General features: G+C 65.9%; 22 protein-coding genes and 1 tRNA gene. 11 read left to right on the top strand and 12 right to left on the bottom strand.

Annotation, left to right across the window (positions count from 1 at the left end):
- The first annotated feature begins 9 nt into the window (after positions 1-9).
- The 5 genes from CA260_RS04750 (at position 10) to CA260_RS04730 (ending at position 3,207) form a co-directional block, all read left to right on the top strand.
- Complete coding sequence (locus CA260_RS04750; protein WP_111981257.1) at positions 10-1,104, top strand: AsmA family protein; 1,095 nt, start codon at positions 10-12, stop codon at positions 1,102-1,104.
- A complete protein-coding gene (gene mutY, locus CA260_RS04745) occupies positions 1,101-2,132 on the top strand; it encodes an A/G-specific adenine glycosylase (RefSeq protein ID WP_111981256.1) in 1,032 nt (343 codons plus the stop codon). Before CA260_RS04750 ends, mutY begins: the two co-directional genes overlap by 4 nt.
- Positions 2,133-2,152: 20 nt before the next feature.
- Positions 2,153-2,431, top strand: coding sequence for an oxidative damage protection protein (locus CA260_RS04740; RefSeq protein WP_111981255.1), 279 nt, complete (start codon positions 2,153-2,155; stop codon positions 2,429-2,431).
- Positions 2,432-2,497: 66 nt separating this feature from the next.
- Positions 2,498-2,573: transfer RNA gene (locus CA260_RS04735), tRNA-Phe, on the top strand.
- Between the two features lie 304 nt (positions 2,574-2,877).
- Complete coding sequence (locus CA260_RS04730) at positions 2,878-3,207, top strand: hypothetical protein (protein ID WP_111981254.1); 330 nt, start codon at positions 2,878-2,880, stop codon at positions 3,205-3,207.
- A 3-nt stretch (positions 3,208-3,210) separates the two neighbouring features.
- On the opposite strand, the gene CA260_RS04725 is transcribed toward CA260_RS04730, so the two are convergent.
- From CA260_RS04725 to CA260_RS04715, 3 genes are all read right to left on the bottom strand, one after another.
- Positions 3,211-3,669, bottom strand: a complete 459-nt coding sequence (locus tag CA260_RS04725; RefSeq protein ID WP_111981253.1) for a host attachment protein — start codon at positions 3,667-3,669, stop codon at positions 3,211-3,213.
- Positions 3,670-3,835: 166 nt separating this feature from the next.
- Positions 3,836-4,504: a DUF1045 domain-containing protein gene (locus tag CA260_RS04720; RefSeq protein WP_111981252.1), complete on the bottom strand. Its 669-nt coding sequence runs from the start codon at positions 4,502-4,504 to the stop codon at positions 3,836-3,838.
- Positions 4,505-4,932: 428 nt separating this feature from the next.
- A complete protein-coding gene (locus tag CA260_RS04715; protein ID WP_111981251.1) occupies positions 4,933-5,397 on the bottom strand; it encodes a phasin family protein in 465 nt (154 codons plus the stop codon).
- 434 nt (positions 5,398-5,831) lie between these two features.
- Here CA260_RS04715 and CA260_RS04710 point away from each other — a divergent pair, with 434 nt between their 5' ends.
- Positions 5,832-6,254, top strand: a complete 423-nt coding sequence (locus CA260_RS04710) for a PepSY domain-containing protein (protein WP_111981250.1) — start codon at positions 5,832-5,834, stop codon at positions 6,252-6,254.
- Between the two features lie 110 nt (positions 6,255-6,364).
- Here CA260_RS04710 and CA260_RS04705 read toward each other — a convergent pair whose 3' ends face one another.
- Positions 6,365-6,760 (bottom strand): HU family DNA-binding protein, encoded by a 396-nt coding sequence (locus tag CA260_RS04705; RefSeq protein WP_038620791.1) that lies wholly within the window; start codon positions 6,758-6,760, stop codon positions 6,365-6,367.
- Positions 6,761-7,049: 289 nt separating this feature from the next.
- Between CA260_RS04705 and CA260_RS04700 the strand changes: the two genes are divergently transcribed.
- Both CA260_RS04700 and CA260_RS04695 read left to right on the top strand, forming a co-directional pair.
- A complete protein-coding gene (locus CA260_RS04700; RefSeq protein ID WP_111981249.1) occupies positions 7,050-8,702 on the top strand; it encodes a M28 family metallopeptidase in 1,653 nt (550 codons plus the stop codon).
- Between the two features lie 179 nt (positions 8,703-8,881).
- Positions 8,882-9,190, top strand: coding sequence for a hypothetical protein (locus tag CA260_RS04695; protein WP_238149609.1), 309 nt, complete (start codon positions 8,882-8,884; stop codon positions 9,188-9,190).
- A gap of 120 nt (positions 9,191-9,310) precedes the next feature.
- Here the strand turns inward: CA260_RS04695 and recQ are convergent, their stop codons facing one another.
- Together recQ and CA260_RS04685 are read right to left on the bottom strand one after the other, a co-directional pair.
- On the bottom strand, positions 9,311-11,125 hold the full coding sequence (gene recQ / locus CA260_RS04690) for a DNA helicase RecQ (protein ID WP_111981247.1): 1,815 nt from the start codon (positions 11,123-11,125) through the stop codon (positions 9,311-9,313).
- 171 nt (positions 11,126-11,296) lie between these two features.
- Positions 11,297-11,647, bottom strand: a complete 351-nt coding sequence (locus CA260_RS04685; protein WP_111981246.1) for an MGMT family protein — start codon at positions 11,645-11,647, stop codon at positions 11,297-11,299.
- Between the two features lie 76 nt (positions 11,648-11,723).
- Here CA260_RS04685 and CA260_RS04680 point away from each other — a divergent pair, with 76 nt between their 5' ends.
- Entirely contained in the window at positions 11,724-12,128 is a 405-nt protein-coding gene (locus CA260_RS04680) for a hypothetical protein (protein WP_111981245.1), read from the top strand.
- Positions 12,129-12,263: 135 nt separating this feature from the next.
- Here the strand turns inward: CA260_RS04680 and CA260_RS04675 are convergent, their stop codons facing one another.
- Both CA260_RS04675 and CA260_RS04670 read right to left on the bottom strand, forming a co-directional pair.
- The gene (locus tag CA260_RS04675) at positions 12,264-13,385 is read right to left on the bottom strand and encodes an inorganic phosphate transporter (protein WP_172461715.1); all 1,122 of its coding nucleotides are present in this window, start codon (positions 13,383-13,385) and stop codon (positions 12,264-12,266) included.
- Between the two features lie 78 nt (positions 13,386-13,463).
- Positions 13,464-14,093, bottom strand: coding sequence for a DUF47 domain-containing protein (locus CA260_RS04670; RefSeq protein WP_111981244.1), 630 nt, complete (start codon positions 14,091-14,093; stop codon positions 13,464-13,466).
- 167 nt (positions 14,094-14,260) lie between these two features.
- On the opposite strand from CA260_RS04670, the gene CA260_RS04665 reads away from it, so the two are divergent.
- Positions 14,261-15,583 carry a hemolysin family protein gene (locus CA260_RS04665; RefSeq protein WP_111981243.1) on the top strand — a complete coding sequence of 441 codons (1,323 nt, stop codon included), beginning with the start codon at positions 14,261-14,263 and terminating at the stop codon, positions 15,581-15,583.
- Positions 15,584-15,709: 126 nt separating this feature from the next.
- Here the strand turns inward: CA260_RS04665 and CA260_RS04660 are convergent, their stop codons facing one another.
- Entirely contained in the window at positions 15,710-16,477 is a 768-nt protein-coding gene (locus CA260_RS04660; protein WP_111981242.1) for an RNA methyltransferase, read from the bottom strand.
- 143 nt (positions 16,478-16,620) lie between these two features.
- Here CA260_RS04660 and CA260_RS04655 point away from each other — a divergent pair, with 143 nt between their 5' ends.
- Positions 16,621-17,424, top strand: a complete 804-nt coding sequence (locus CA260_RS04655) for an inositol monophosphatase family protein (RefSeq protein ID WP_111981241.1) — start codon at positions 16,621-16,623, stop codon at positions 17,422-17,424.
- Positions 17,425-17,564: 140 nt separating this feature from the next.
- On the opposite strand, the gene hda is transcribed toward CA260_RS04655, so the two are convergent.
- The 3 genes from hda to CA260_RS04640 form a co-directional block, all read right to left on the bottom strand.
- Positions 17,565-18,269 (bottom strand): DnaA regulatory inactivator Hda, encoded by a 705-nt coding sequence (gene hda, locus CA260_RS04650; protein WP_111981240.1) that lies wholly within the window; start codon positions 18,267-18,269, stop codon positions 17,565-17,567.
- Entirely contained in the window at positions 18,266-19,447 is a 1,182-nt protein-coding gene (locus CA260_RS04645; protein WP_111981239.1) for an AI-2E family transporter, read from the bottom strand. Before CA260_RS04645 ends, hda begins: the two co-directional genes overlap by 4 nt.
- 105 nt (positions 19,448-19,552) lie before the next feature.
- Positions 19,553-20,533, bottom strand: coding sequence for a DUF2066 domain-containing protein (locus CA260_RS04640; protein WP_111981238.1), 981 nt, complete (start codon positions 20,531-20,533; stop codon positions 19,553-19,555).
- Positions 20,534-20,619 lie beyond the last annotated feature (86 nt).

Below are 20,619 nucleotides of genomic sequence, written 5' to 3'. Positions count from 1 at the left end.
GCCGGGCCGGTGCCGCGCTGGCTCCGAATCACCCTGTTGATCGCCAGCAGCGCCACCCTGGTGCTGGTGGCGGTGGCGCTCATCGCCGTGCACTTCCTGCTGCAACCCGAGCGCATCACCACCGTACTGCAAGCGCAGGCCCGCCAAGCCGGGCTGGAACTCAACCTCGCCAGTCCCGCGACGCCCGCGCTGTTTCCCCGTCCCGCGCTGGAACTGCAGGGCATCACGCTCAGTGCCCAGGGCGCCAACATGCCGATCCTGCTGGCGGCGCGCGGCACGCTCGCCCTGCCTTGGCGGACGCTGTTCCGCGGCGAGACGATCATTTCCCAGATGCAGATCGATTCCCCCCGCGTCGACCTCGATGCGCTGCAATCGTGGGCTTCCGGCCTGCCGTCCGGTCCGTCTGCGCCGCCGGCGGAAATCCCGCGCATCGACGCCGGCGTGCACATCACGCGCGGCAGCCTCGTGCGCGGCAACCAGATGTTGCTCGGGGACATGGAACTGGACGCCGGCAAGCTCGCCCCGCACCAGCCGTTCCTGCTCAACATCGTGGCCAAGGACGCGCAAGGCATCCCGACACAGCTGCGCGTGTCGCTGACGCCCAGCATCAACCGCGGCGCGCTGCAGCTCGACAACATCGCACTGCACTTCGCCCATAGCAGCGAGCTGACCCTGCAGCTGAAGGGCAGCGCGCGATGGCGCGGCGCCGCCGATGCCTCGGCGCATCTGGACGGCAAGCTCGATCACGCCAACTCTGGCGAGTACGCCACGTCGATCGAACTCACGCCGGCCAACGAGAACAATCCGCTGATGCTGAGGCTCAAGCTCGACGGCCCCGACAATCACGCCGACCTGCAGGTGCCGCCGCTCGCGCTCGCGGACTGGTGGTCGCAGCTCGATCACGACGAAGGCCCGCGTCTTGCCGTGCCGCCCGGCAACGGCCACGCCGAGATCGCCAGGATAGACACCGGCGATGTAAGCATCGAAGGCCTCACCATCCAGGCCGGCACCGACGTGCCTGCGCCCGCGAGCAGCAGCGCGCCTCCCGCCCAGCCAAGCGCAAGCAAACCGGCAAAACCCGCGACGAAGCGCAAATCGCCATGAACCCATTCGCTTCCGCACTGCTGGCCTGGTTCGACGACCACGGCCGCAAGGACCTGCCGTGGCAGCACCCGCGCGACGCGTATCGCGTGTGGTTGTCCGAGGTGATGCTGCAGCAGACGCAGGTGGTCACGGTCATTCCGTACTTCCAGCGCTTCGTGGCATCGCTGCCCACGCTGCGCGATCTCGCCGCCGCCGATGAGGACACCGTGCTCGCGCTGTGGTCAGGCCTTGGCTACTACCGCCGCGCGCGCTTCCTGCAGCGCGCCGCGCAGATCTGCGTCGAACGGCACGACGGCGAACTGCCGCGCGATTTCGACGCGCTGGCCGCCCTGCCCGGCATTGGCCGTTCCACCGCCGGCGCCATCCTCGCGCAGGCACACGGGTTGCGCTTCCCCATACTCGACGGCAACGTGAAGCGCGTGCTTACGCGTCATCTCGGCATCCATGGCCACCCCGGCCAAAGCGCCGTGGAAAAAGTGCTATGGCAGCACGCCGACGCGCTGACACCCTCGGAACGCGCGGCCGACTACACCCAGGCCATCATGGACCTGGGTGCCACGCTCTGCGCGCGTTCGCGTCCACAATGCGATGCCTGCCCGCTTGCGACCGATTGCGTGGCCAAGCGCGACAACCTCACCGCACAACTGCCCAGCGCGAAGCCGAGCAAAACGGTGCCGACGCGCGACACGGTGATGCTGATCCTGCGTGACACGCACGGCCGCGTGCTGCTGGAACGCCGCGGCCCGCAGGGCGTGTGGTCGGGACTCTGGAGCCTGCCGGAGGCCAGCGATCACGACGGCGCCTGGCGCGCCGCGCAGTCGTTCGCGCGCATCGACGACGCGCAGGCGCTGCCCTCGTTCGTGCACGTGTTCAGCCACTATCGCCTGCAGGTCGAGCCTTTGCTGTTCGACGAGGCGACAGCGCACCCGCGCATCGCGGATAATCCTTCCCTTCGCTGGTGCGGCGTCGACGAACGCGCTGCTCTCGGCCTGCCCGCTCCCGTCCGCAGCCTGCTGCAGGATCTTTGAACCCACATGAGCCGCATCGCATGAGTCGTATCGTTCACTGCGCCAAGCTCGGCCGCGACGCCGAAGGCCTGGATTTCGCTCCCTGGCCCGGCCCGCTCGGCCAGCGCATCTACGCCGAAATCTCCAAGGAGGCGTGGCAGCAATGGCTCGCCCACCAGACCATGCTGCTCAACGAATACCGCCTCAATCCGCTTGACCCCAAGTCACGCCAGTTCCTCACCGCCGAAATGGAGAAATTCCTGTTCGGCGGCGGCGCCGACACGCCCCTGGGCTACGTCGCCCCCGACGCGGAGTCTTGACGAAGCGCCCCGCTTCCGATTTAATGCACGGCTCCACGCAGCATCCTCGATGCGCGCAGCCATTCTGGCCGGGTAGCTCAGTTGGTAGAGCAGGGGATTGAAAATCCCCGTGTCGGCGGTTCGATTCCGTCCCCGGCCACCATCACTTCAGTGATTTACGAGAGCCGCACGTGTTGCGGCTTTTGTTTGCCTGCGGAAAAGAGCCAACTGCCAGGCCGGCGCAGACTCCATGTGTTGCCTTCGGGCTGTGGCCCGCCGGCCTTCGAATGGACGGCGACTCCGGTAGCGATTTTCAGAGCTGTCCGATCACGCCCCCGAGTGCGCGCATCTACGCTTGAGCAGATTTCCGTCGCGAGGCGCCCTGCGTGAAGCCACATCCTCATCTGCCGTCGAGAAACACGCCGAAACCCTTGTCCATCGCATTCGCGTCATGGTGGAGCGGCGTGATGATCCCCGGTCTGTTCCTGCTGAATGTTTCCCTGTGCTTCTTCCAGCATCCATCCGCGCTCGGCATGCTGCTCTCGTCAAGCGCCATGCTTGCGTATGTCCATGGCGGCAGGCGTTGCCGCCTGTCGCTACGTGATCCATACGACGTTTATCTTCCCGAGCTGTATCTGGGTCGGAATCGATTTATGCGAAACGGCAACGCGTGGATGCCACCAGGCCCGACGTGGATGCATTCCAGCAGTGACATCGTGGCAGTCGGCGAAAGCAGCATCAGCGGTCCGTACCTAGTCATAAAGCCAATCCAGCGCGACATCCGCAAGCAAACGTAGCCGCTACCCGCCAACCGCGGAATACAGCTTGACGGGCAAATGTCCGCGAATCTCCCCTGCCTTCCGCTGCACGAGGTTCTTGTCCACCTCCAGCGTGATGCGCTCTCTCGTCGGCTCGTCAAGACGCTCACGCAGTGCACCGAGGAATGCCGGCGCGGCCACCAGCACCAGCGCATCGAACTTTCGCTCGCAGCGTGCCTTGTGCAGGAAGCGGCTCAGCTGGACGGCGAAATTGGTCGCTTCCTGTTCGGTCGCCGCGGTGTCGGGATCTTCCGCGTGGCGACCGGCGCCGTAGCTGTCGAATGCGCGGCCAGGCCGGTCGGAGACCAGATCGTGTTCCTGCAGGCGGCCTTCGGGATGGATGAAGGCGTCGAGTTCTTCAAGGGGCCCCGTGGGCTGGGTGACCTGGAACAGCCGCGCCGCAGCGCGATTGGCAACCACGATCCAGACGATCTTTTTCATCACGCGCTCCCAGGATGATGTCACCAGGATGCCGTGGAGCTTTTGCGGCCTTCACAGGCAGGTATGCATCCACGCTGCGCAGGTTCCGCGCGTAGCCGTCAAGCCAGCGTGAGTGAATGCATACGCGGCCGATGGGAAAACGGTGTGTGCGTACTCCACCGGCGTGTCAGGCAGCGGACGCCTTGCGCAGGGGAATCCGCTCGAGCACTTCGAAGGCCGCGCCAGGCGACCGTTCCACGCAAATGGAAAGCGCATCGACGCGCGCGACCGGTATCGCGGCGGCACGCAGCGCCAGCCAGCGCTGCAAGGCATGCTCCTCCTCCACGGTGGCCGGTGCGGACAAGGTCATATGGAAACGATAGCGTTCAAACACGTAGGGATATCCGTAGCGTTGAAGGTAATGGGTTTCGATGGCGTCGAGCCCGCGGACACGACGCTGGAATTCCGGCTCGACCAACGGGGCTCGCAATGTCTCGACCGTTTCGGTGCAGGCGGCGGCCATCGCGCTGATCGCGACGCAATCGCCCACCGGACGCAGGGCCAGGAAACCGCCGAGGCGGCTCAATCGCAAGGTGACGGTGGTTGGTGCGACCGATTGCGCCACGGCGCTGACGGCACGGCGCAAGTCGTCGTACTCGGCGTCCGGCGAGAGCGTGAACGGCGAACGCACCGTCGCGTGCCAGCCATAACGCCTCACGTCGGCCAGCAGTTCGTTCCATCGCGACAGTGGAATGCCGGGAATGCCATCCGGTGCTGCTTCGCCGCCAAGCCAGTCGCGTCCAAGCGCCCCCAGCGCACTGGCCGGAGCCGGGCAGAAATAGATGGCGTACCGCATCAGCTGTCCATCCTCAACACGAACCGCCAGGCCAGACGGCCGGCAGGCCCCCTGTCGATCCGGCAATGCAAAACCGCATCATGCTCCCTTTCCCCCTGCGGACCCGGTTCACCGCTCCGGGCCACCATGGCGGCGTTCCGCGACACCGAAGCCGCCTAGATAACTAGACAAATGTGACAACACGTCGAACCGTGCATCGCCATGCACGGCCTGTCGTTGATGCAGCCCGATGCAGGACGTCGGGGCGGCCAGGCGTTCGCTGCATCGCGTTGCGCGCCAACCTTCAGTGCAGGCCCAAGGCCGGCGGCGTTCCACAGTTCAACATGGATACGTCACCGGAGACGCGATGCAGTGGGCAGATTGGGCAGCCAGCCAACCTGCCCGATGGCATGGTGCCAGCCACCGGCTTGGCGAGTTGCAGGCCTCGCTTACTTGGCGCCGCTGGAAGCACCCTGCTCGGCGGCCCACGGCCACATGCGCCCCCATTGCGCCATGGCGTCGGTCCACGGTGCGTTCGCGGCGCTGCCGAGGTCGGACATGCCGCCCAGCGCCCGCGCGGTATCCTTCTGCCAGGTCTGGACGGCCTCCTGCAGCCCCTGCGCGAAGTGCGCCTGGACGCTGGCGGCGATATGGTTGGTGACGTTGGCGTCGCCGAGTCGCTGCTGCAGCATGCGTCCGAATGTTTCTGCCGGCATCGACGCCAGCGCGGCCCAGTCCTGCGCCTTGAGCAATTGCTCCACGCGCGCCTGCGATTCAGCGATGCCATCGTCCATCGCACGGGTGGACAGCTCCAGCCACTTCTTCCAGTTCTCCATCACCAGTTTGCTGATGCGCAGTTGAAGTTCGCTATTGGCCTTGTACAAGGCCAGCGGTAGATCGTTCGTGTGGTTCATCGTGACGCCCTCGCTGGAAAGATCTCTGTCCCGGCCGCCTTGCTGCCCAGGGTCCATGGTCTTGCAGAATGCTCTGGCGGCCGTGTTTTTAATGACCACATCCGCTCCGGGCGGAGCATGGACTGTCACAGCTCAATAAAACGTGTGGCTGCCGACCGCTGCCGTCTTTCTGCACCGGGCACTGCGACTGCGTGATGGCGCCTGGGCGACATTGCCCTCCGGTCCGCTTCATCCCGCACCGCGACGCAGCCGCGATGAGGCATCCCCGCCGGCATGCTGCTTTCGGACCTCCAGCGGGAGGTGGTGGTGCATTGGCGGTCGTGACGACCTCTCCGCGCCGGCCCATCATTCAGCTCCCGGTCCGTTTGCATTCACCGCATGTTGTTTGCGCGCATGCCAAAACTCGAACTCCACGCCAACAAGAGGCATGTCCAATGAAGAAAATCGCTTCGTTGACCATCGCAGCGGCCCTGGTCTTTGCCGGCATGGCCATGGCGCAGGACGCGCTGACCGAACACGAGGTGCAGTCTTCGCTGGAGCGCCAGGGCTACAGCAAGGTGCGCGACCTCGATTTCCGCAACGGCGTTTGGACGGCCAAAGCGCGCAGTGCGAACGGCAAGAGCGTATCGGTCCGCATCGACCCCAGGACGGGCCAGGCGTTTCCGGACAAGCCGGTGTCGCGCCTGAGCGAAGCCGACGTGCGCGCCTCGCTTTCCACCCAGGGCTATACCCACGTGCATGACGTGGATTTCGATGACGGCGTATGGACGGCCAAGGCCGACAACGAAGCCGGCAAGAAGGTGCGCCTGCAACTCGACCCGGAAACCGGACGCGTGATCGGCTCGGATCGCCACTGATCCAGGCGGGGCGCGTGCTTTCCGCCCCATAAAAAAAGGCCGCCCGAGGGCGGCCTTTTCGACCCTGGCCAGCGCCCCGGAAGGAGCTAGCGGCCAGTGGACGGCAACGCTTACTGCGCGGCGTCCTTGAGCTTCTTCAGCGCGCGGACCTTCAGCTTCACCGTGGCCGGCTTGGCAGCGAACCACTGCTCTTCCTTGGTGAAGGGATTGATGCCCTTGCGCTTCGGCTTGGCCGGCACATTGACGGCGGTGATCTTCAGCAGGCCCGGCAGCGTGAAGTGGCCAGCGCCCTTCTTGTGCACCGAGGAGGTGACAGCGCCTTCGAGCGTGGCGAGCACGGCACGCACGTCCTTGGCTGCCACACCGCTGGTTTCAGCGATATGGGCAACGAGGCCCGACTTGCTCAGTGCTTCCTTGATCGGCTTCTGCACGACTGCCTTGGCGGCCGTCTTCGCTGCCTTCGGAGCGGCCTTCTTCTTTGCTGCTGCTTTCTGCGCCTTCGCCATACATTTCCCCGTGGTCATCGAGATGATGTGTTGAATGCCTTTCGGCATGCGGAATGTATGGCATGGCGAGCGCTACGCCAAGCTGCAGAACGGAAAAAATGCGGTTTTTTTGCCGCTTTGGCCTGACAGGGGTGAAGAAAGTCACGATCGGACCCTCAGAAAGGCTGTTTTTCAGGGCTTTTTCGCATCCCCCGTCGCCGTCTTTCCCACCCGGCCCGCACGAGGCTATGGACCGGCGCCAGCACCGCTATCTACTATCGGGCCTCGTTTAACCGCTAGGTGCCGCCTCATGAAGCGATTGGCCTTATCCCTGCTCGCCCTTTCCGTGTCGTCGGCGCTGTTTGCCGCGACCGCCCCGACCATCGATCCGCATCGCCTGTCGGACGACGTCAAGACGCTTTCCTCCGATGCCTTCGAAGGCCGTGGCCCTGCCACCGCCGGCGAGAAGAAGACCATCGACTACGTGATCTCGCAGTTCAAGGCAGCCGGCGTGCAGCCCGGTGGTGACCTCAAGAACGGCAAGCGCGAATGGACCCAGGCCGTACCGCTGCTGCAGTCGGATATCGCAGGCACGCCGTCGCTGTCCTTCACCGTCAACGGCAAGACGGAAAACCTCACCCAGGGCCAGCAGATCGCCGTGCGCGCGCCGCTGGATGGTTCCAAGGCCGTGTCGCTGAAGAACGCGCCGCTGGTGTTCGTGGGCTATGGCGTGAAGGCGCCGGAGCGCAACTGGGACGACTTCAAGGGCGTGGACCTCAAGGGCAAGATCGCCGTCGTGCTGATCAACGACCCCGACTTCGAAACGGGCGTTGGCGACTTCGGCGGCAAGGCCATGACCTACTACGGCCGCTGGACCTACAAGTATGAGGAAGCCGCCCGCCAGGGCGCGGCCGGCATGCTGATCGTCCACGAGACCGCGCCGGCCTCCTACGGCTGGGCCACCGTGGCCAACTCCAACACCAACACCCAGTTCGACGTGGTGCGCGACCATCCTTCGAGCGCACATACGCCGGTGGAAGCCTGGATCCAGCGCGATGTCGCGGTGGACCTGTTCAAGGCCGCCGGCCTGGATTTCGAGGCACTGAAGAAACAGGCCCAGACGCGCGACTTCAAGCCGGTGGCACTGAAGGGCGAAGGCTTCACGGCCGACTTCAAGGTCAACTCCAAGGTGATCACCTCGTACAACATCGTCGGCCGCATCGAGGGCACCAAGCGCCCGGACGAGACAGTGATCTACAGCGCGCACTGGGATCACCTTGGTATCGGCGCGCCCGACGCCAAGGGCGACAAGATCTACAACGGCGCCGTGGACAACGCGACCGGCACGGCCGCGCTGATCGAACTGGCCCGCGCCTTCGCCAGCCAGCCGAAGCCGGAACGTTCGGTGGTGTTCCTCAACGTCACCGCCGAGGAAAAGGGCCTGCTGGGTTCGGAGTACTACGCCTCCAAGCCGCTCTACCCGCTCGCCACTACCGTGGCCGACATCAACATGGATGCGCTCGATCCGCATGGCCCGGCGCGCAACTTCACCATCTCCGGCAGCGCCAAGCTGGACCTGCTCGACGAACTGACCGACACGGCCAAGAAGTGGAGCCTGGTCTACTCGGCGGATCCGAAGCCCGAAGCCGGCCACTTCTTCCGCTCCGATCACTTCCCGTTCGCCAAGCGCGGCGTGCCGGCGATCTCGTTCGGCTCGGGCAATGACTGGGTGGATGGTGGCCTCGCCGCCGGCAAGGCCGCCGAGGACGAGTACGTGGCCAAGCACTATCACCAGCCGTCGGACGAGTGGCAGGCGAGCTGGCCGTTCACCGGCATGGCGCGCGACCTGCAGATCCTCTACACGCTGGGCAGTGACCTGGCCAATTCGGACACCTGGCCGAACTGGAGCAAGGATTCGGAATTCCGCGCCGCCCGCGACGCCACGGCTTCGCAGCGCAAGTAAGCCGAGCACGGCAAGTGGAACAGAAACGGCCCGCGGCGATGCGGGCCGTTTTTTATGTGGTGAACGGCATTTTCACTTCTTGCTGAATCTCGTGACACCGCAACACAAACGCAGCCTGACCCTCATCTCCGATCCGGGCCGATGCCACGCAATCGTCGCGCGGGAATAACGGGAAAGTCATGCGCGATAGGCAGTCTATGCAGACCCGCAGTAAAAGAACGTCTCATACCATGCTGGCGCAATACGTTTACCCTTCGAAAATCGGCCTTTTCCGCATCATTCGCCACGGCCGCCAATGGCGCGTGCTCTGCGAAGGGCAGGAAGTGGGTCGTCACGACACCGCCGAGGCCGCACTGATCGCCACCCGCATTGCCTGTCCTCAGGCTCGCCTGCCGGGCGAACTGGACCAATGGCGTTATGTGCCCGAACTGGCGCTCGCCCATTCGCGCGTATCGGCCGAGGGCACGCATTGGCAATTGGCGGGCTGAGCTCTTGCCGCTCTCTCCCCTGCAGATCGAGCATGAAGTGCGGCCGTGTTCGCCGGGTTGGCGACACCACCTTGCGAATACCTGTAGAAAATGCGCACCGGCTCTGTCCGCGCCCAGGTTTCACTCGTGCGCGTTGATCACTGCCAGGAAGTCCCTGCCGTAACGCTTGAGCTTGGCTTCGCCCACGCCGCTGATCGCACCCATTTCCTCTTCGTTCGACGGTAGGGCGCGGAGCATCGCCAACAGCGTGGCATCGTGGAAGATCACGTAAGGCGGCACGCCATGCTGCTTGGCGAGCTGGGTGCGCAGCTTGCGCAGTTCGTCCCACAGCGGCTGCTCGTAGGCTTCCACGCCCAGGCTTCCGCCGGTCACCAGCTGGCTGTCGCGGCGTTTGCGCGACGCGCGTACCGGCCGCGCATCTTCACGCAGGCGCACGGAGCGTTCGCCCACCAGCACCTCGCGACTGGCCTTGGTGAGCCGCAGCGTGCCGTAGCCTTCGGCGTCGGCTTCGAGCAGCCCCATGGCCAGCAGCTGGCGGAACACGGAACGCCATTGCTTGTCGTCCATGTCTGCGCCGATGCCGAACGTGGAAAGGCGATCATGGCCCAGCTCGCTCATGCGCGAACTGTCTTCACCGCGCAGGATGCTGATCACATGGCCCGAACCGAAACGCTGACCGCTGCGATACACCGCGGACAACGCCTTTTGCGCGGGCACGGTGGCGTCCCAGGTCTTCGGCGGCTCGATGCAGTTGTCACAACGCCCACAGGGGCCATGGAAGCTTTCGCCGAAGGCTGCCAGCAGGAGTTCGCGCCGGCATTCCGTCGCCTCGGCGTAGGCCAACAGCGATTCCAGCTTCTGCCGCTCGACGCGCTTGCGATCGTCGGCCGATTCGGACTGCGCGATCATCTGGCTCATCGTCACCACGTCCGACAGGCCATAGATCATCCAGGCGTCGGCCGGCAGGCTGTCACGACCGGCGCGGCCGGTCTCCTGGTAATAACCTTCCATGCTGCGCGGCAGGTCCAGGTGCGCGACGAAGCGCACGTCGGGCTTGTCGATGCCCATGCCGAAGGCGACGGTGGCCACCATCACCAGGCCATCCTCGCGCAGGAAACGACGCTGGTGCGCGTGACGTGTCGCCGAATCAAGGCCCGCGTGATACGGCAGCGCGTCGATGCCCGCTTCCGCCAGCCACGCCGCCGTTTCATCCACCTTGCGGCGACTGAGCGCGTAGACGATGCCGGTTTCGCCGCGCCGGCGCTCGAGGAAGTCCATCAGCTGCCGGCGTGCGTTGTGACGCAGGCCGACCTGGTACCGGATGTTCGGGCGATCGAAACTGGAGACGAACTGGCGTGCCTGCTGCAACGCCAGGCGTTCCACGATCTCGTCGCGCGTGCGCTCGTCCGCGGTCGCGGTAAGCGCGATGCGCGGCACGTCGGGAAAGCGCTGGTGCAACACCACCAGCTCGCGGTATTCCGGCCGGAAATCGTGGCCCCATTGCGACACGCAATGCGCTTCATCAATGGCGAACAGCGCCACTTCGGTGCGTTCGAGCAGACTGAGGAACCGCGGCGTCAGCAGTCGTTCGGGTGCCACGTAAAGCAGGTTCAACTCGCCCGCCAGCAGGCGTCGCTCCACTTCGCGCTGGTCTTCCGCATCCAGGCTGGAATTGAGATAGGCCGCGGCGACGCCGGCCTCGCGCAACGCATCGACCTGGTCCTGCATCAACGCGATAAGCGGCGACACCACGATGCCGATACCCTGCCGGACCAGGGCGGGAATCTGGTAGCACAGCGATTTGCCGCCGCCGGTAGGCATCAGCACCAACGCATCGCCGCCTTCGATCAGGTGCTCGACGATGGACTGCTGCTGGCCGCGGAACTGGGTGTAACCGAAAACGCTGTGAAGAATGTCGAGGGGCGAGGAAGGCATCGGGAAATGCTAGCAAATGGAGCCCTGCTACCGGACCTCACAACGCCACACCCATCTGTAGGAGCGCACCCAGTGCGCGAAAAGCCTATGGAGCGAAGACGCGACAGACGATGGCCAAGGAGAGCATGCAGCCCGGCGGTCGCGCGCGAGTCGCGCTCCTGCCGGAACACTTCAGCCGGGCATGCCCCAGAGCGCGCGATCCAAGTTGGCATCGAGCCCGAAACTGGCCAGCGGCACCTTGCCGTTGCGTACGTCGACGCCCTCCGCCTTCAGGCGCTTGCTCTGCTCGCGAAAACCCCGGCTGCCCGCCGGAAAGGCGATCTGCCCGCTGGACCGCAGCACACGGTGCCACGGCAGCTCCATGCCGTCGGGCACCAGGCCCAGGGCTCTTCCCACCAGCCGCGCGCGCCCGGGCAGGCCGGCTCTCGTTGCGATCGCCCCATAGCTCGCCACACGCCCGCGGGGTATCGCCGCAATGGCGGCCCAGATGCGTTCATAAGGATCGTCGAGGCTGCGTTCCATGATCTTCAACAGGCCCTTTACGGCAGGTCGTGGCACAGTAGCGGTGCTCTCACCGCGTGCCAAGGAGACCGCACCCATGCGCCATTTCGAAGCCGTGCGTTCCCACATCGGCAGCCTGCACGAGCTGCGCCACAACGACCCTTACCTGATCAGTTTCGACCTGTCGCTGCCGCACGATCGGCACCAGGGCATCTATCTCGCGGAACTGGAAGACGAGGCGGGCCGGCGCTACCTGCGTATCTCCACCCCCGTCGGCCCGCTCGCCGGCGCAGACCCGCGGCGCTGCCTTCGTTTCAACTGGGAGCAGCGCAAGGGTTTCCTGGCCGTGGCCGACCTGGATGGCTCGCCTTACCTGCACCTGTGCGAGAACCGGCCGTACGAGCTGCTGGACGCGGCCGAGTTGAAGCGGCTGATCGATGAGCTGGGTGAGCTGGGCGATCAGCTGGAAAGGATCGTCGCCGTCGGCGGCGACGATCTGTAACGGCAGCTCTTAACTGCAGGAGCGCACCCTGTGCGCGACAAACCTACGGAGCACTGACTCGACGACCGTCCCCTGACGTGCTGACGATCCCTGCGGTCGCGCACAGGGTGCGCTCCCACAGGTCCGACATCCTGATCAGAACAGCTGGGCCAATCGCACGAAGCCGTAGGCCAGCAGCGCGGTGATCGGCAGCGTGAGGATCCACGCCCACACCATGCGCTCCACCACCGACCAGCGGATGGCGTTCCAGCGCTTGGCCGCACCGACGCCCATGATCGAGGCGGAGACGTTGTGCGTGGTCGACACCGGAATGCCGAACGCCGATGCGGTGAGGATCACCGCCGCCGAGCTGCCTTCCGCCGCGAAGCCGTTGATGGGATGCAGCTTCACCATCTTGTGGCCGAGCGTCTTGATGATGCGCCAGCCACCGCCGGCCGTGCCGCCCGCCATGGTCAGCGCGCACACGACGGCGACCCACGCGGGCACGTCGAAACCGCCGGTGGAGGAGCCGTGGATGCGCAGGAAGCCCAGCCAGGACGGCAGGTGGTCGAACTGCCCCGCCGTCGTGGCGCCGGCCAGCGCCAGCGCGATGATGCCCATGCTCTTCTGCGCATCGTTCATGCCGTGGGCCAGGCCCATGGCGCTGGCCGACACGATCTGCGCCTTGCCGAAGAACGCATTGACGAATGGCGTGCGGCCAAGTCGCCGCAGGAAGCCGGTGCGGCTGGAGAACCAGCTGAGCAGCGCATACAGCCCACCCATCAGCAGGAAACCGATGACGAAGCCCATCAGCGGCGAAGCCACCATGGGCACGATCACCTTCGGCACCACGCCCTTGCCGTCCCACCAGTGTGCGCCGCCCTGCGACCAGATCACCGCGGCGAAGTTGTTGCCGGCCGTGGCGATGGCCGCGCCTACCAGGGCGCCTACCAGCGCGTGGCTGGAGCTGGACGGCAGGCCCCACCACCAGGTGATGAGGTTCCATGCGGTGGCCGCCAGCAGCGCGCATATCAGCAACTGCGGGCCCGCATCGATCACGTGCGTATCGATGATGCCGGCCGCGATGGTCTTGGCCACCGCGGTGCCCCACAGCGCGCCGATCAGGTTGGTGATGGCCGCCAGCATGACCGCCTGGCCCGGGGTGAGCACCTTGGTCGCCACCACCGTGGCGATGGAATTCGCGGTGTCGTGGAAGCCGTTGATGTAGGTGAAGGCAAGCGCGATGAGCACCACCGCGATGGCGAGACCGATGCTCATGCATGCACTCCGTGCACCACGACGACAGCCCGGGCCAAGGCCGGGCGGCAACGAGAAGAGAGCGTCATCGTGCCGGCCTCAGGAGTTCTTCAGCACGATCGAATAGACGATGTTGCCGACGTCGCGGCACTTGTCGATCGCCTTCTCGAGCAGCTCGAAAAGATCCTTGGCCAGCATGGCGCGCATGGCGTCGTTGCCTTCCACGTAAAGGGTGCGGTACGGCGAAAGCAGCATGCGGTCGCCTTCCGATTCCAGCGTCTGCAGGCGATCCTGCAGCTTCTTCACCGGGTCGATGCGCAGGCCGCGACGCAACTCGCCGATCATTTCCGACACCACGGCGGTGGCGCGTTCCAGCACGACCGCACGCGCGGCGAAATCCACGTCGGAAACGCGCTCGGCGATGATCTCGTAGCGCTCGGCGAACTTCTCGATGGTCTTGGGGATCTTGTAGAGCGCCGAGTTCAGCGCCTCGATGTCCTCGCGATCGAGCGCGGTGACGAAGGTGTTCACCAGTTCCTCGCTGATCTGCCCGGCCAGTGCCTTTTCCCGCGCACGCGCGGCGGCAAAGGCGGCCATCACCGGAGCGTGATCCTTGCCCGTGACCAGTTCATGCAGGGCCTTGGCGCTCTCGCGCGCCGCCTCGGCGCTTTGCTCGAGCAGACCGTAGAACTTGTCGCCTTTGCCGAAAATCGTTTGCAATGAAAACATGCAGTTATTGCCTAGGGTGCGAGGGCTGAAATGACGGATATGTTACAGGACCGCCCTGCCGCACCGCATCACGGGCTTCGCGACAGGCTGCCGCGCTTCCGGCAGCCCTCTGGCCTTACACTCCGTCTCATGTCCCCACGCGACCTCTCCGGCTCCGCCCGGCCGCCATGCTGACCGAAATCGCGACCGTCATCGTCCTCTCGCTGTTCAACGGCTTCTTCGCCCTGTCGGAGATGGCCCTGGTGGCCTCGCGCAAGACGCGGCTGAAGCAGATGTCCCGCACCAGCCGCCGGGCACGGGTGGCGCTGCGCAATGCCGAGGCGCCCGAGCGTTTTCTCTCCACCGTCCAGGTCGGCATGACCCTGGTGATCCTGATTACCGGTGCGCTGGCCGGTGACGCTCTGGGCGATCACATCGCCCAGGCCATCCACGGGGGCCGAGCTGCCTGGCTGGAGCCTTACGCCAAGGTCGTGGGCCTGGTGCTCGGCTTCGTGCTGATTTCCTTCATCCAGATCGTCATCGGCGAACTGGTGCCCAAGCGCCTGGCGTTGTCGGCACCGGAGAAGATTTCCGGCTACGTCTCGATGCCGATGATGGTGCTTTCGCGCCTTACTGCGCCGTTCGTGTGGATGCTCAATCTCTGCAGCGGCCTCATCCTGCGCATGCTCAACGTGAAACAGCGCGGCAGCGACGTGGCGACGGAAGAGGAAATCCGCCTGCTGGTCGCGGAAAGCGCCGAACACGGCATCCTCGACCGCGACGAGCACAACATGGTCAACCGCGTGCTGCGGCTGGGCGATCGCACGGTGGAAAGCGTGATGACCCCGCGCACCCGCATCGTCTGGCTGGACCAGAACGCGGGCTACGAGGAGAACGCGGCGATCCTGCGCGACACGCCCTACTCGCGTTATCCGGTGTACCGCGGCGACGAAAGCGACATCGCCGGCGTGGTCGAGGTGAAGCGGCTGCTGCGTGGCTACGAGCTGGGCAAGCCCGATCTGTTCGGCCAACTGGTCAAACCGCTCTACGTGCCGGCGAAGGCGCGCGCGCTGGACCTGCTGGAAGAGTTCCGCGACGCCGAAACGCAGCTCGCCCTGGTGGTGGACGAGTACGGTGACATCGTCGGCCTGGTCACGCTCAACGACCTGCTGGCCGCCATCGTCGGCGCCACGCAGCTGGGTGGCAGCGGCCCGGAGGAGACTCCGCTCATCACGCAGCGCAGCGACGGCAGCTGGCTGATCGACGGCTCGCTCTCCATCGACGACCTGCGCGAACTGCTGCAGGTCGACGCACTGCCTGGCGAGGAAGAGCACGAATACCGCACCGCCGCCGGCATGGTCATGGCCGCCCTCGGCCACATCCCGCAGACCGGCGAGGTCTTCGAATGGCACGGTTTCCGGGTGGAGGTGATTGACCTCGACGGCGCCCGCATCGACAAACTGCTGGTCATGCGCAAGCCGCAGATCGATGTGGAGGAAGACGGGTTTTAGCCGTGGCGCCCCACCAGCTCTTCTGTAGGAGCGCACCCAGTGCGCGACCGCAGAGATACGTCGTTACCGCTCCGTAGGCTTTTCGCGCACTGGGTGCGCTCCTACAAAAAAGCCGGTGGCGAGGGATCAATCCTTCTTGAGCTTGCCGCTCGCGATCGCCGCCATGCGCTGCGCGTCCGCGAAAATGCCGTGCATCACGCGCAATTCGCGCTCATCCGGCTGGGCGCGCTGGAACAGCTTGCGTAGCCGCAACATGATCGTGGTCGGCGCACGACCCTTGTGGAAGTCGATGTCATCCAGCATCTGGGACAGGTGCTCGAAGAAGCGCTCCATCTGCGCCGCGTCCGCGGGCGGTTCGGCATCGGCGCGCACGGGCGCGGCGACTTCGCCCAGCGAAGCCACGCGTAGCTCATAGGCCATCACCTGCACGGCCTGCGAAAGATTCAGCGAGCTGAAATCGTCCACGCTCGGAATGCGCACCATGGCATGGCAGCGCGCCAGCTCCTCGTTCTCCAGGCCGGTGCGCTCGTTGCCGAACACCAGAGCCACCTGCTCGCCACGGGCGGCGGCGGCCAGTGCGCGGACAGCGGCTTCACGCGGCGTGATCTCCTCCAGGTCCACGCCACGGCGGCGGGCCGACAGGCCCAGCGCCAGGCTGGTGCCGGCCAGGGCGTCGACCAGGCCCTCGCTGATCGTGGCCTGCTCCAGCACCTCGTCCGCGCCGGCAGCCAGGGCCGAGGCTTCCTGGTCGGGGAAACGGTGCGGAGCGACCAGCGCCATGCGGTCGAAACCCATGGTGCGAATGGCGCGGGCAGCGCTGCCGATATTGCCGGGGTGCGAGGTGCGCACCAGCACGTAACGGATGCGGGCGGCGAGGTCGGAGGAGGTGGTCATGCCGGGGAAGGCTCGTACAAATGGTCGCAAAGCTTGGAAATTGTGGGCCGCCGTGTCAAACCGTTCATCTTCCCCACCTGAACCGGAGCGGCTCCTCTGCTAGACTTTGCCGCCGAAACCCCGCTCTTTTGAAAGCCGAAGCCATGCCAAGACCCGCCGTCAACGTCGCGGTGCGCGCCGCGCGCTCCGCAGGAAACATCATCCTGCGCTACATGAATCGCATCGACGGACTCAACGTCGTCGAGAAGCAACGCATGGACTTCGCCTCGGAAGTCGACCGCCTGGCCGAAGCCGAGATCGTCAAGGAACTCAAGCGCGCCTACCCGACCCATGCCTTCCTCGCCGAGGAAAGCGGGGCCACGGGCAAGGGTCCGCTGGTATGGGTGATCGATCCGCTCGACGGCACCCACAATTACCTGCGCGGCATCCCGCACTTCAGCGTGTCCATCGCCCTGCTCGACAAGGGGGAGCCGGTGTACGCCGTGGTGTTCGATCCGCTGCGCGACGAGCTGTTCACCGCCAGCAAGGGCGATGGCGCCTACCTCAACGACCGCCGCATCCGCGTCAGCAAGCGCGACAACCTGGGCGGCGCGATGATCGCCACCGGTTTCCCCTACCGCCAGCGCTCGCACCTGGATGCGCAGCTGGACATGACCCGCGCCATCCTCGGCCAGGCCGAGGACATCCGCCGCTCGGGCTCCGCCGCGCTGGACCTGGCCTACACCGCCGCCGGCCGCTACGACGGCTATTTCGAGATCGGCCTCAAGCCGTGGGACATGGCGGCCGGCGTGCTGCTGGTGCGCGAGGCGGGCGGTCGCTACTGCGACTTCGCCGGCCGCGATGGCATCCCGGAGAGCGGCAACATCATCGCCGGCAACCTGAATGTGGTGCAGGCGATGGTGGATGCGGTCGGGGCGAATGCGACGCCCAGGCTGCTGATGGCCTGATGGATACGGAAAAGGCGCCGCGAGGCGCCTTTTTTTCTTTCCCGCCGCTCTTTTGTAGGAGCGCCCCCAGAGCGCGAAAAGCCCACGAAGCGGTGATGCCGTGATCGCGCACTGGGTGCGCTCCTACAGAATCGGCGGCATCACTGCCCCGGCTCCGCCTCACGCAGAAACCCTCGCAGGAACGGCACCGTGATCTTCCGTCGCGCCGCCAGCGACGCCTGATCGAGTCGATCGAGCAGATCGAGCAAGGCGCCCAGGTCGCGTGCGTAGCGGTTGAACAGCCAGTCGAGCACGGTGTCGTCCAGCTCGATGCCACGCGAAGCGGCCTGCCGGCGCAGCACGTCGCGGCGCTCGGCGTCGTCCAGCGGCTTGATCAGCGCCTGCTGGCAGGCGCCCAGGCGCGAACGCAGGTCCGGCAAACCAAGGCCGAGCTGCGACGGCAACGCCTCGGCGGCGAACAGCAGGGTCGCGCCTTCCGCCTTGGCACGGTTGTAGACGTCGAACATGGCGTGTTCCGCCTCGCGATCACCCGCGATCGCGCCAAGGTCATCCAGGGCGAGGAACTCGCTGCCAGCCACACCACGAATGGCGACAGCCTTGGCGACCAGGCTGGCCAGCGGCAGGTATTGCACGGTGCGTCCTCCGGCGAAGGCCGCCTGGCAGGCCGCCATCAACAGATGGCTCTTGCCGCTGCCGACCGGGCCCGCGAGATACAGCCATGACGCGCCCGGCGCCTGTGCCAGCTGTTCCACCGCGGCGAGCGTGGCCGCGTTGGCACCCGGGTGGAAATGTTCGAAGCGCTGGCGACGAGGCCAGCGCAGGGCGAGCGGCAACTGCGGGATCATGCGGGAGGTGTTGCGTCCTTCGTTTTGTCGCGTGGTGTCACGACCGTATCGGTTTCCACCGTGCCCTGCGGCGTCTCGACCACGACGTCCACTTCGGAGAGCACCGGATCGCCGCGGCCCTCTTCCGTGTACAGATCGCTCTGGCGGTAGCGCTCGCTAAGGTACCGCAAGACGACCAGGATCACCGAGGCGGCAGGCAATGCCAGCAGCACGCCGAGGAAGCCGAACAGGTAGCCACCGGCCAGCACGGCGAAGATCACCGCCACCGGGTGCAGCCCGATCTTCTCGCCGACCAGGCGCGGCACCAGCACGTAGCCTTCGAGCAGCTGGCCGACGGTGAAGATCGCCACCACGATCAGCACGTGACCCCAGTCGCCATACTGCACCAGCGCCGCGACCAGCGCCGAACCGAAACCGACGATGAAACCCAGGTACGGCACGAAACTGAGCAGGCCGGCCACCATGCCGATCAGCGGGCCGACCGAAAGGCCCATGATGGTGAGCGCCGCACCATAGAAGATGCCCAACGCCAGCATCACCGCCAGTTGGCCCCTCACGAAGGCGCCCAGCACGCTGTCCGCCTCGCGCGCCAGGTGCGCCACGGTCGGCTCGATCGAGCGCGGCAGCATGCGGTCGATCCACGCCACCAGCCGGTCCCAGTCGCGCAGCAGGTAGAACGCCACCACGGGGATCAGCACGAGATTGGTCAGCCAGGCGATCACGCCGAGGCTGGAGCGCGAAATCTGGCCCAGCACGGTCGAGGCGGCGTCGCCGATCGAACCGATATGCGCCTTCAGTTGCTCCACCAGGCGATCCGTGTCGAACGCGCTGGGGTCGAGATGCAGCTTGGCCTGCACCCAGGGCAAGGCTACGTTGCGGGCCCAGTCCACATAGCGCGGCAGGTTCTGCACCAGGTTGTCGACCTGCCGGGACACCAGCGGGATGAGCAGCAACAGCGCACCCACCGCCAGCAACAGCAGCACGATGAACACGATGCTCACCGCCAGCGTGCGCCCCAGGCCCAGGCGTTCGAGACGGTCGGCCAGCGGGTCGCCGAGATACGCCAGCATCCCGGCGAAGGCGAACGGCATCAGCACCGGCGCCAGCAGCCAGAGCAGATAGAGGATGACGGCGGCGATGGCGAGCATCTGCCAGCGCCGGGAGGTGTCATGAGTCATGGCATGGCTCATCGGGCGGAACGGGTCAGTGTGACCCATGCATCCGGGCATCGCCAGCGCAGTGGCGACGCCCGGGCTCAAGCCGGGAGATTTTCCCGGCGCTGTTCAGTGCACCCAGCGCAGGCTGATATCTGCGTCGCTGTGCGACTCACCGCGCAGCAGTCGCCCGCTGGCGGCAAGGTTGGCCGCCAACACGTCCATCGGCAGGCTGGCCTTCACCGCGAACAGCATGCCGTCGCCCTGCGCACCGACCGTGGTGACCTGGCGCACCGACGGGTCGGCGCGCAGCGTGGACAGCAGGTTGGCGTAGTCCATCGCGGAATTGACCTGGGACACCCACAGCTTGCCGTCCACCGTGGCCGAGCCGATCACGTTCAGCTGCTTGCCGAGGCGGTCGGCCAACCCGTTGCCGGCGTCGGTCAGTACGGCGCCGGTGTTGGCGCCATTGTTGTTCCAGCGCTGCTGCGGGCCGCCTGACACCAGCATCCAGTCGGCGCTGTTGCCATGCAGCTGGCCCAGCAGGATCAGTCCGGTCTTGTACTGGCGGGCCAAAGCGGCCACCTGGTCAGGATCGGCCGTGGTCAGGTTCGGCGTATCGCCGGTCTTGCCCGGATCGGCCAGCACAGTGGCATAGCCACGGGCCGCCACGGCCTGGGCCAGCGGCGCCAGCGCATCGCGGGTCAGCACGCTGCCATCCTCGTCGCGCACCACCAGCAGCACCGGCGGCTTTGGTCCACTACCCGCCACGCCAAGCTGCGCGATCGTGCGCTGGACGGCCGCCTCGTCGAAGGTCACCTGCAGGCTCATGCCGGTCGCGGCGCGCTGGTACTGGTACTGCTTGACGATGCCACTGGCACCCTTGAGCACGTCGGAATAGCCCGGCTTGCTGCTCAGGTCCTGCCCGCCCGCGGTTCGGGCCAGCACCTGGGCCAGCGCGTCGCTGAAGGCGTTGTTGCGAGCCACGTCGCTGGTGTCGGCCACGGACACCACGACCGTGTAGGGCGACACTTGCCCCTGGGCGTGCACGGACAGCAGCGGGGCCAGGCCCAGCACGAGACAGACGAGCAGCAGGCGGGACAGGCGCATGGGGAAGCGATATCCGGTGGGGAAACGTCGGAAGTCTGCCCAATCCGGCCCGCAGCGTCCATCGAAGCGGTCCCGATTCCGCTCAT

Origin of the sequence: Dyella jiangningensis (genome assembly GCF_003264855.1) — a bacterium.
Lineage (GTDB): Bacteria > Pseudomonadota > Gammaproteobacteria > Xanthomonadales > Rhodanobacteraceae > Dyella > Dyella jiangningensis_C.
This window is presented reverse-complemented; position numbering and strand designations above follow the sequence as displayed.

Coding starts and splice junctions, on each gene's coding strand:
- CA260_RS04675 (WP_172461715.1), bottom strand. CDS start 13,385: ATGAGCATCGGTCTCGCCATCGCGGTGGTGCTCATCGCGCTTGCCTTC.
- CA260_RS04725 (WP_111981253.1), bottom strand. CDS start 3,669: ATGAAAAAGATCGTCTGGATCGTGGTTGCCAATCGCGCTGCGGCGCGG.
- CA260_RS04655 (WP_111981241.1), top strand. CDS start 16,621: ATGCCAAGACCCGCCGTCAACGTCGCGGTGCGCGCCGCGCGCTCCGCA.
- recQ (WP_111981247.1), bottom strand. CDS start 11,125: ATGCCTTCCTCGCCCCTCGACATTCTTCACAGCGTTTTCGGTTACACC.
- CA260_RS04695 (WP_238149609.1), top strand. CDS start 8,882: ATGCGCGATAGGCAGTCTATGCAGACCCGCAGTAAAAGAACGTCTCAT.
- CA260_RS04685 (WP_111981246.1), bottom strand. CDS start 11,647: ATGGAACGCAGCCTCGACGATCCTTATGAACGCATCTGGGCCGCCATT.
- CA260_RS04720 (WP_111981252.1), bottom strand. CDS start 4,504: ATGCGGTACGCCATCTATTTCTGCCCGGCTCCGGCCAGTGCGCTGGGG.
- CA260_RS04715 (WP_111981251.1), bottom strand. CDS start 5,397: ATGAACCACACGAACGATCTACCGCTGGCCTTGTACAAGGCCAATAGC.
- CA260_RS04740 (WP_111981255.1), top strand. CDS start 2,153: ATGAGTCGTATCGTTCACTGCGCCAAGCTCGGCCGCGACGCCGAAGGC.
- CA260_RS04660 (WP_111981242.1), bottom strand. CDS start 16,477: ATGACCACCTCCTCCGACCTCGCCGCCCGCATCCGTTACGTGCTGGTG.
- hda (WP_111981240.1), bottom strand. CDS start 18,269: ATGATCCCGCAGTTGCCGCTCGCCCTGCGCTGGCCTCGTCGCCAGCGC.
- CA260_RS04710 (WP_111981250.1), top strand. CDS start 5,832: ATGAAGAAAATCGCTTCGTTGACCATCGCAGCGGCCCTGGTCTTTGCC.
- CA260_RS04645 (WP_111981239.1), bottom strand. CDS start 19,447: ATGACTCATGACACCTCCCGGCGCTGGCAGATGCTCGCCATCGCCGCC.
- CA260_RS04730 (WP_111981254.1), top strand. CDS start 2,878: ATGATCCCCGGTCTGTTCCTGCTGAATGTTTCCCTGTGCTTCTTCCAG.
- CA260_RS04670 (WP_111981244.1), bottom strand. CDS start 14,093: ATGTTTTCATTGCAAACGATTTTCGGCAAAGGCGACAAGTTCTACGGT.
- CA260_RS04700 (WP_111981249.1), top strand. CDS start 7,050: ATGAAGCGATTGGCCTTATCCCTGCTCGCCCTTTCCGTGTCGTCGGCG.
- CA260_RS04705 (WP_038620791.1), bottom strand. CDS start 6,760: ATGGCGAAGGCGCAGAAAGCAGCAGCAAAGAAGAAGGCCGCTCCGAAG.
- CA260_RS04665 (WP_111981243.1), top strand. CDS start 14,261: ATGCTGACCGAAATCGCGACCGTCATCGTCCTCTCGCTGTTCAACGGC.
- CA260_RS04640 (WP_111981238.1), bottom strand. CDS start 20,533: ATGCGCCTGTCCCGCCTGCTGCTCGTCTGTCTCGTGCTGGGCCTGGCC.
- mutY (WP_111981256.1), top strand. CDS start 1,101: ATGAACCCATTCGCTTCCGCACTGCTGGCCTGGTTCGACGACCACGGC.
- CA260_RS04680 (WP_111981245.1), top strand. CDS start 11,724: ATGCGCCATTTCGAAGCCGTGCGTTCCCACATCGGCAGCCTGCACGAG.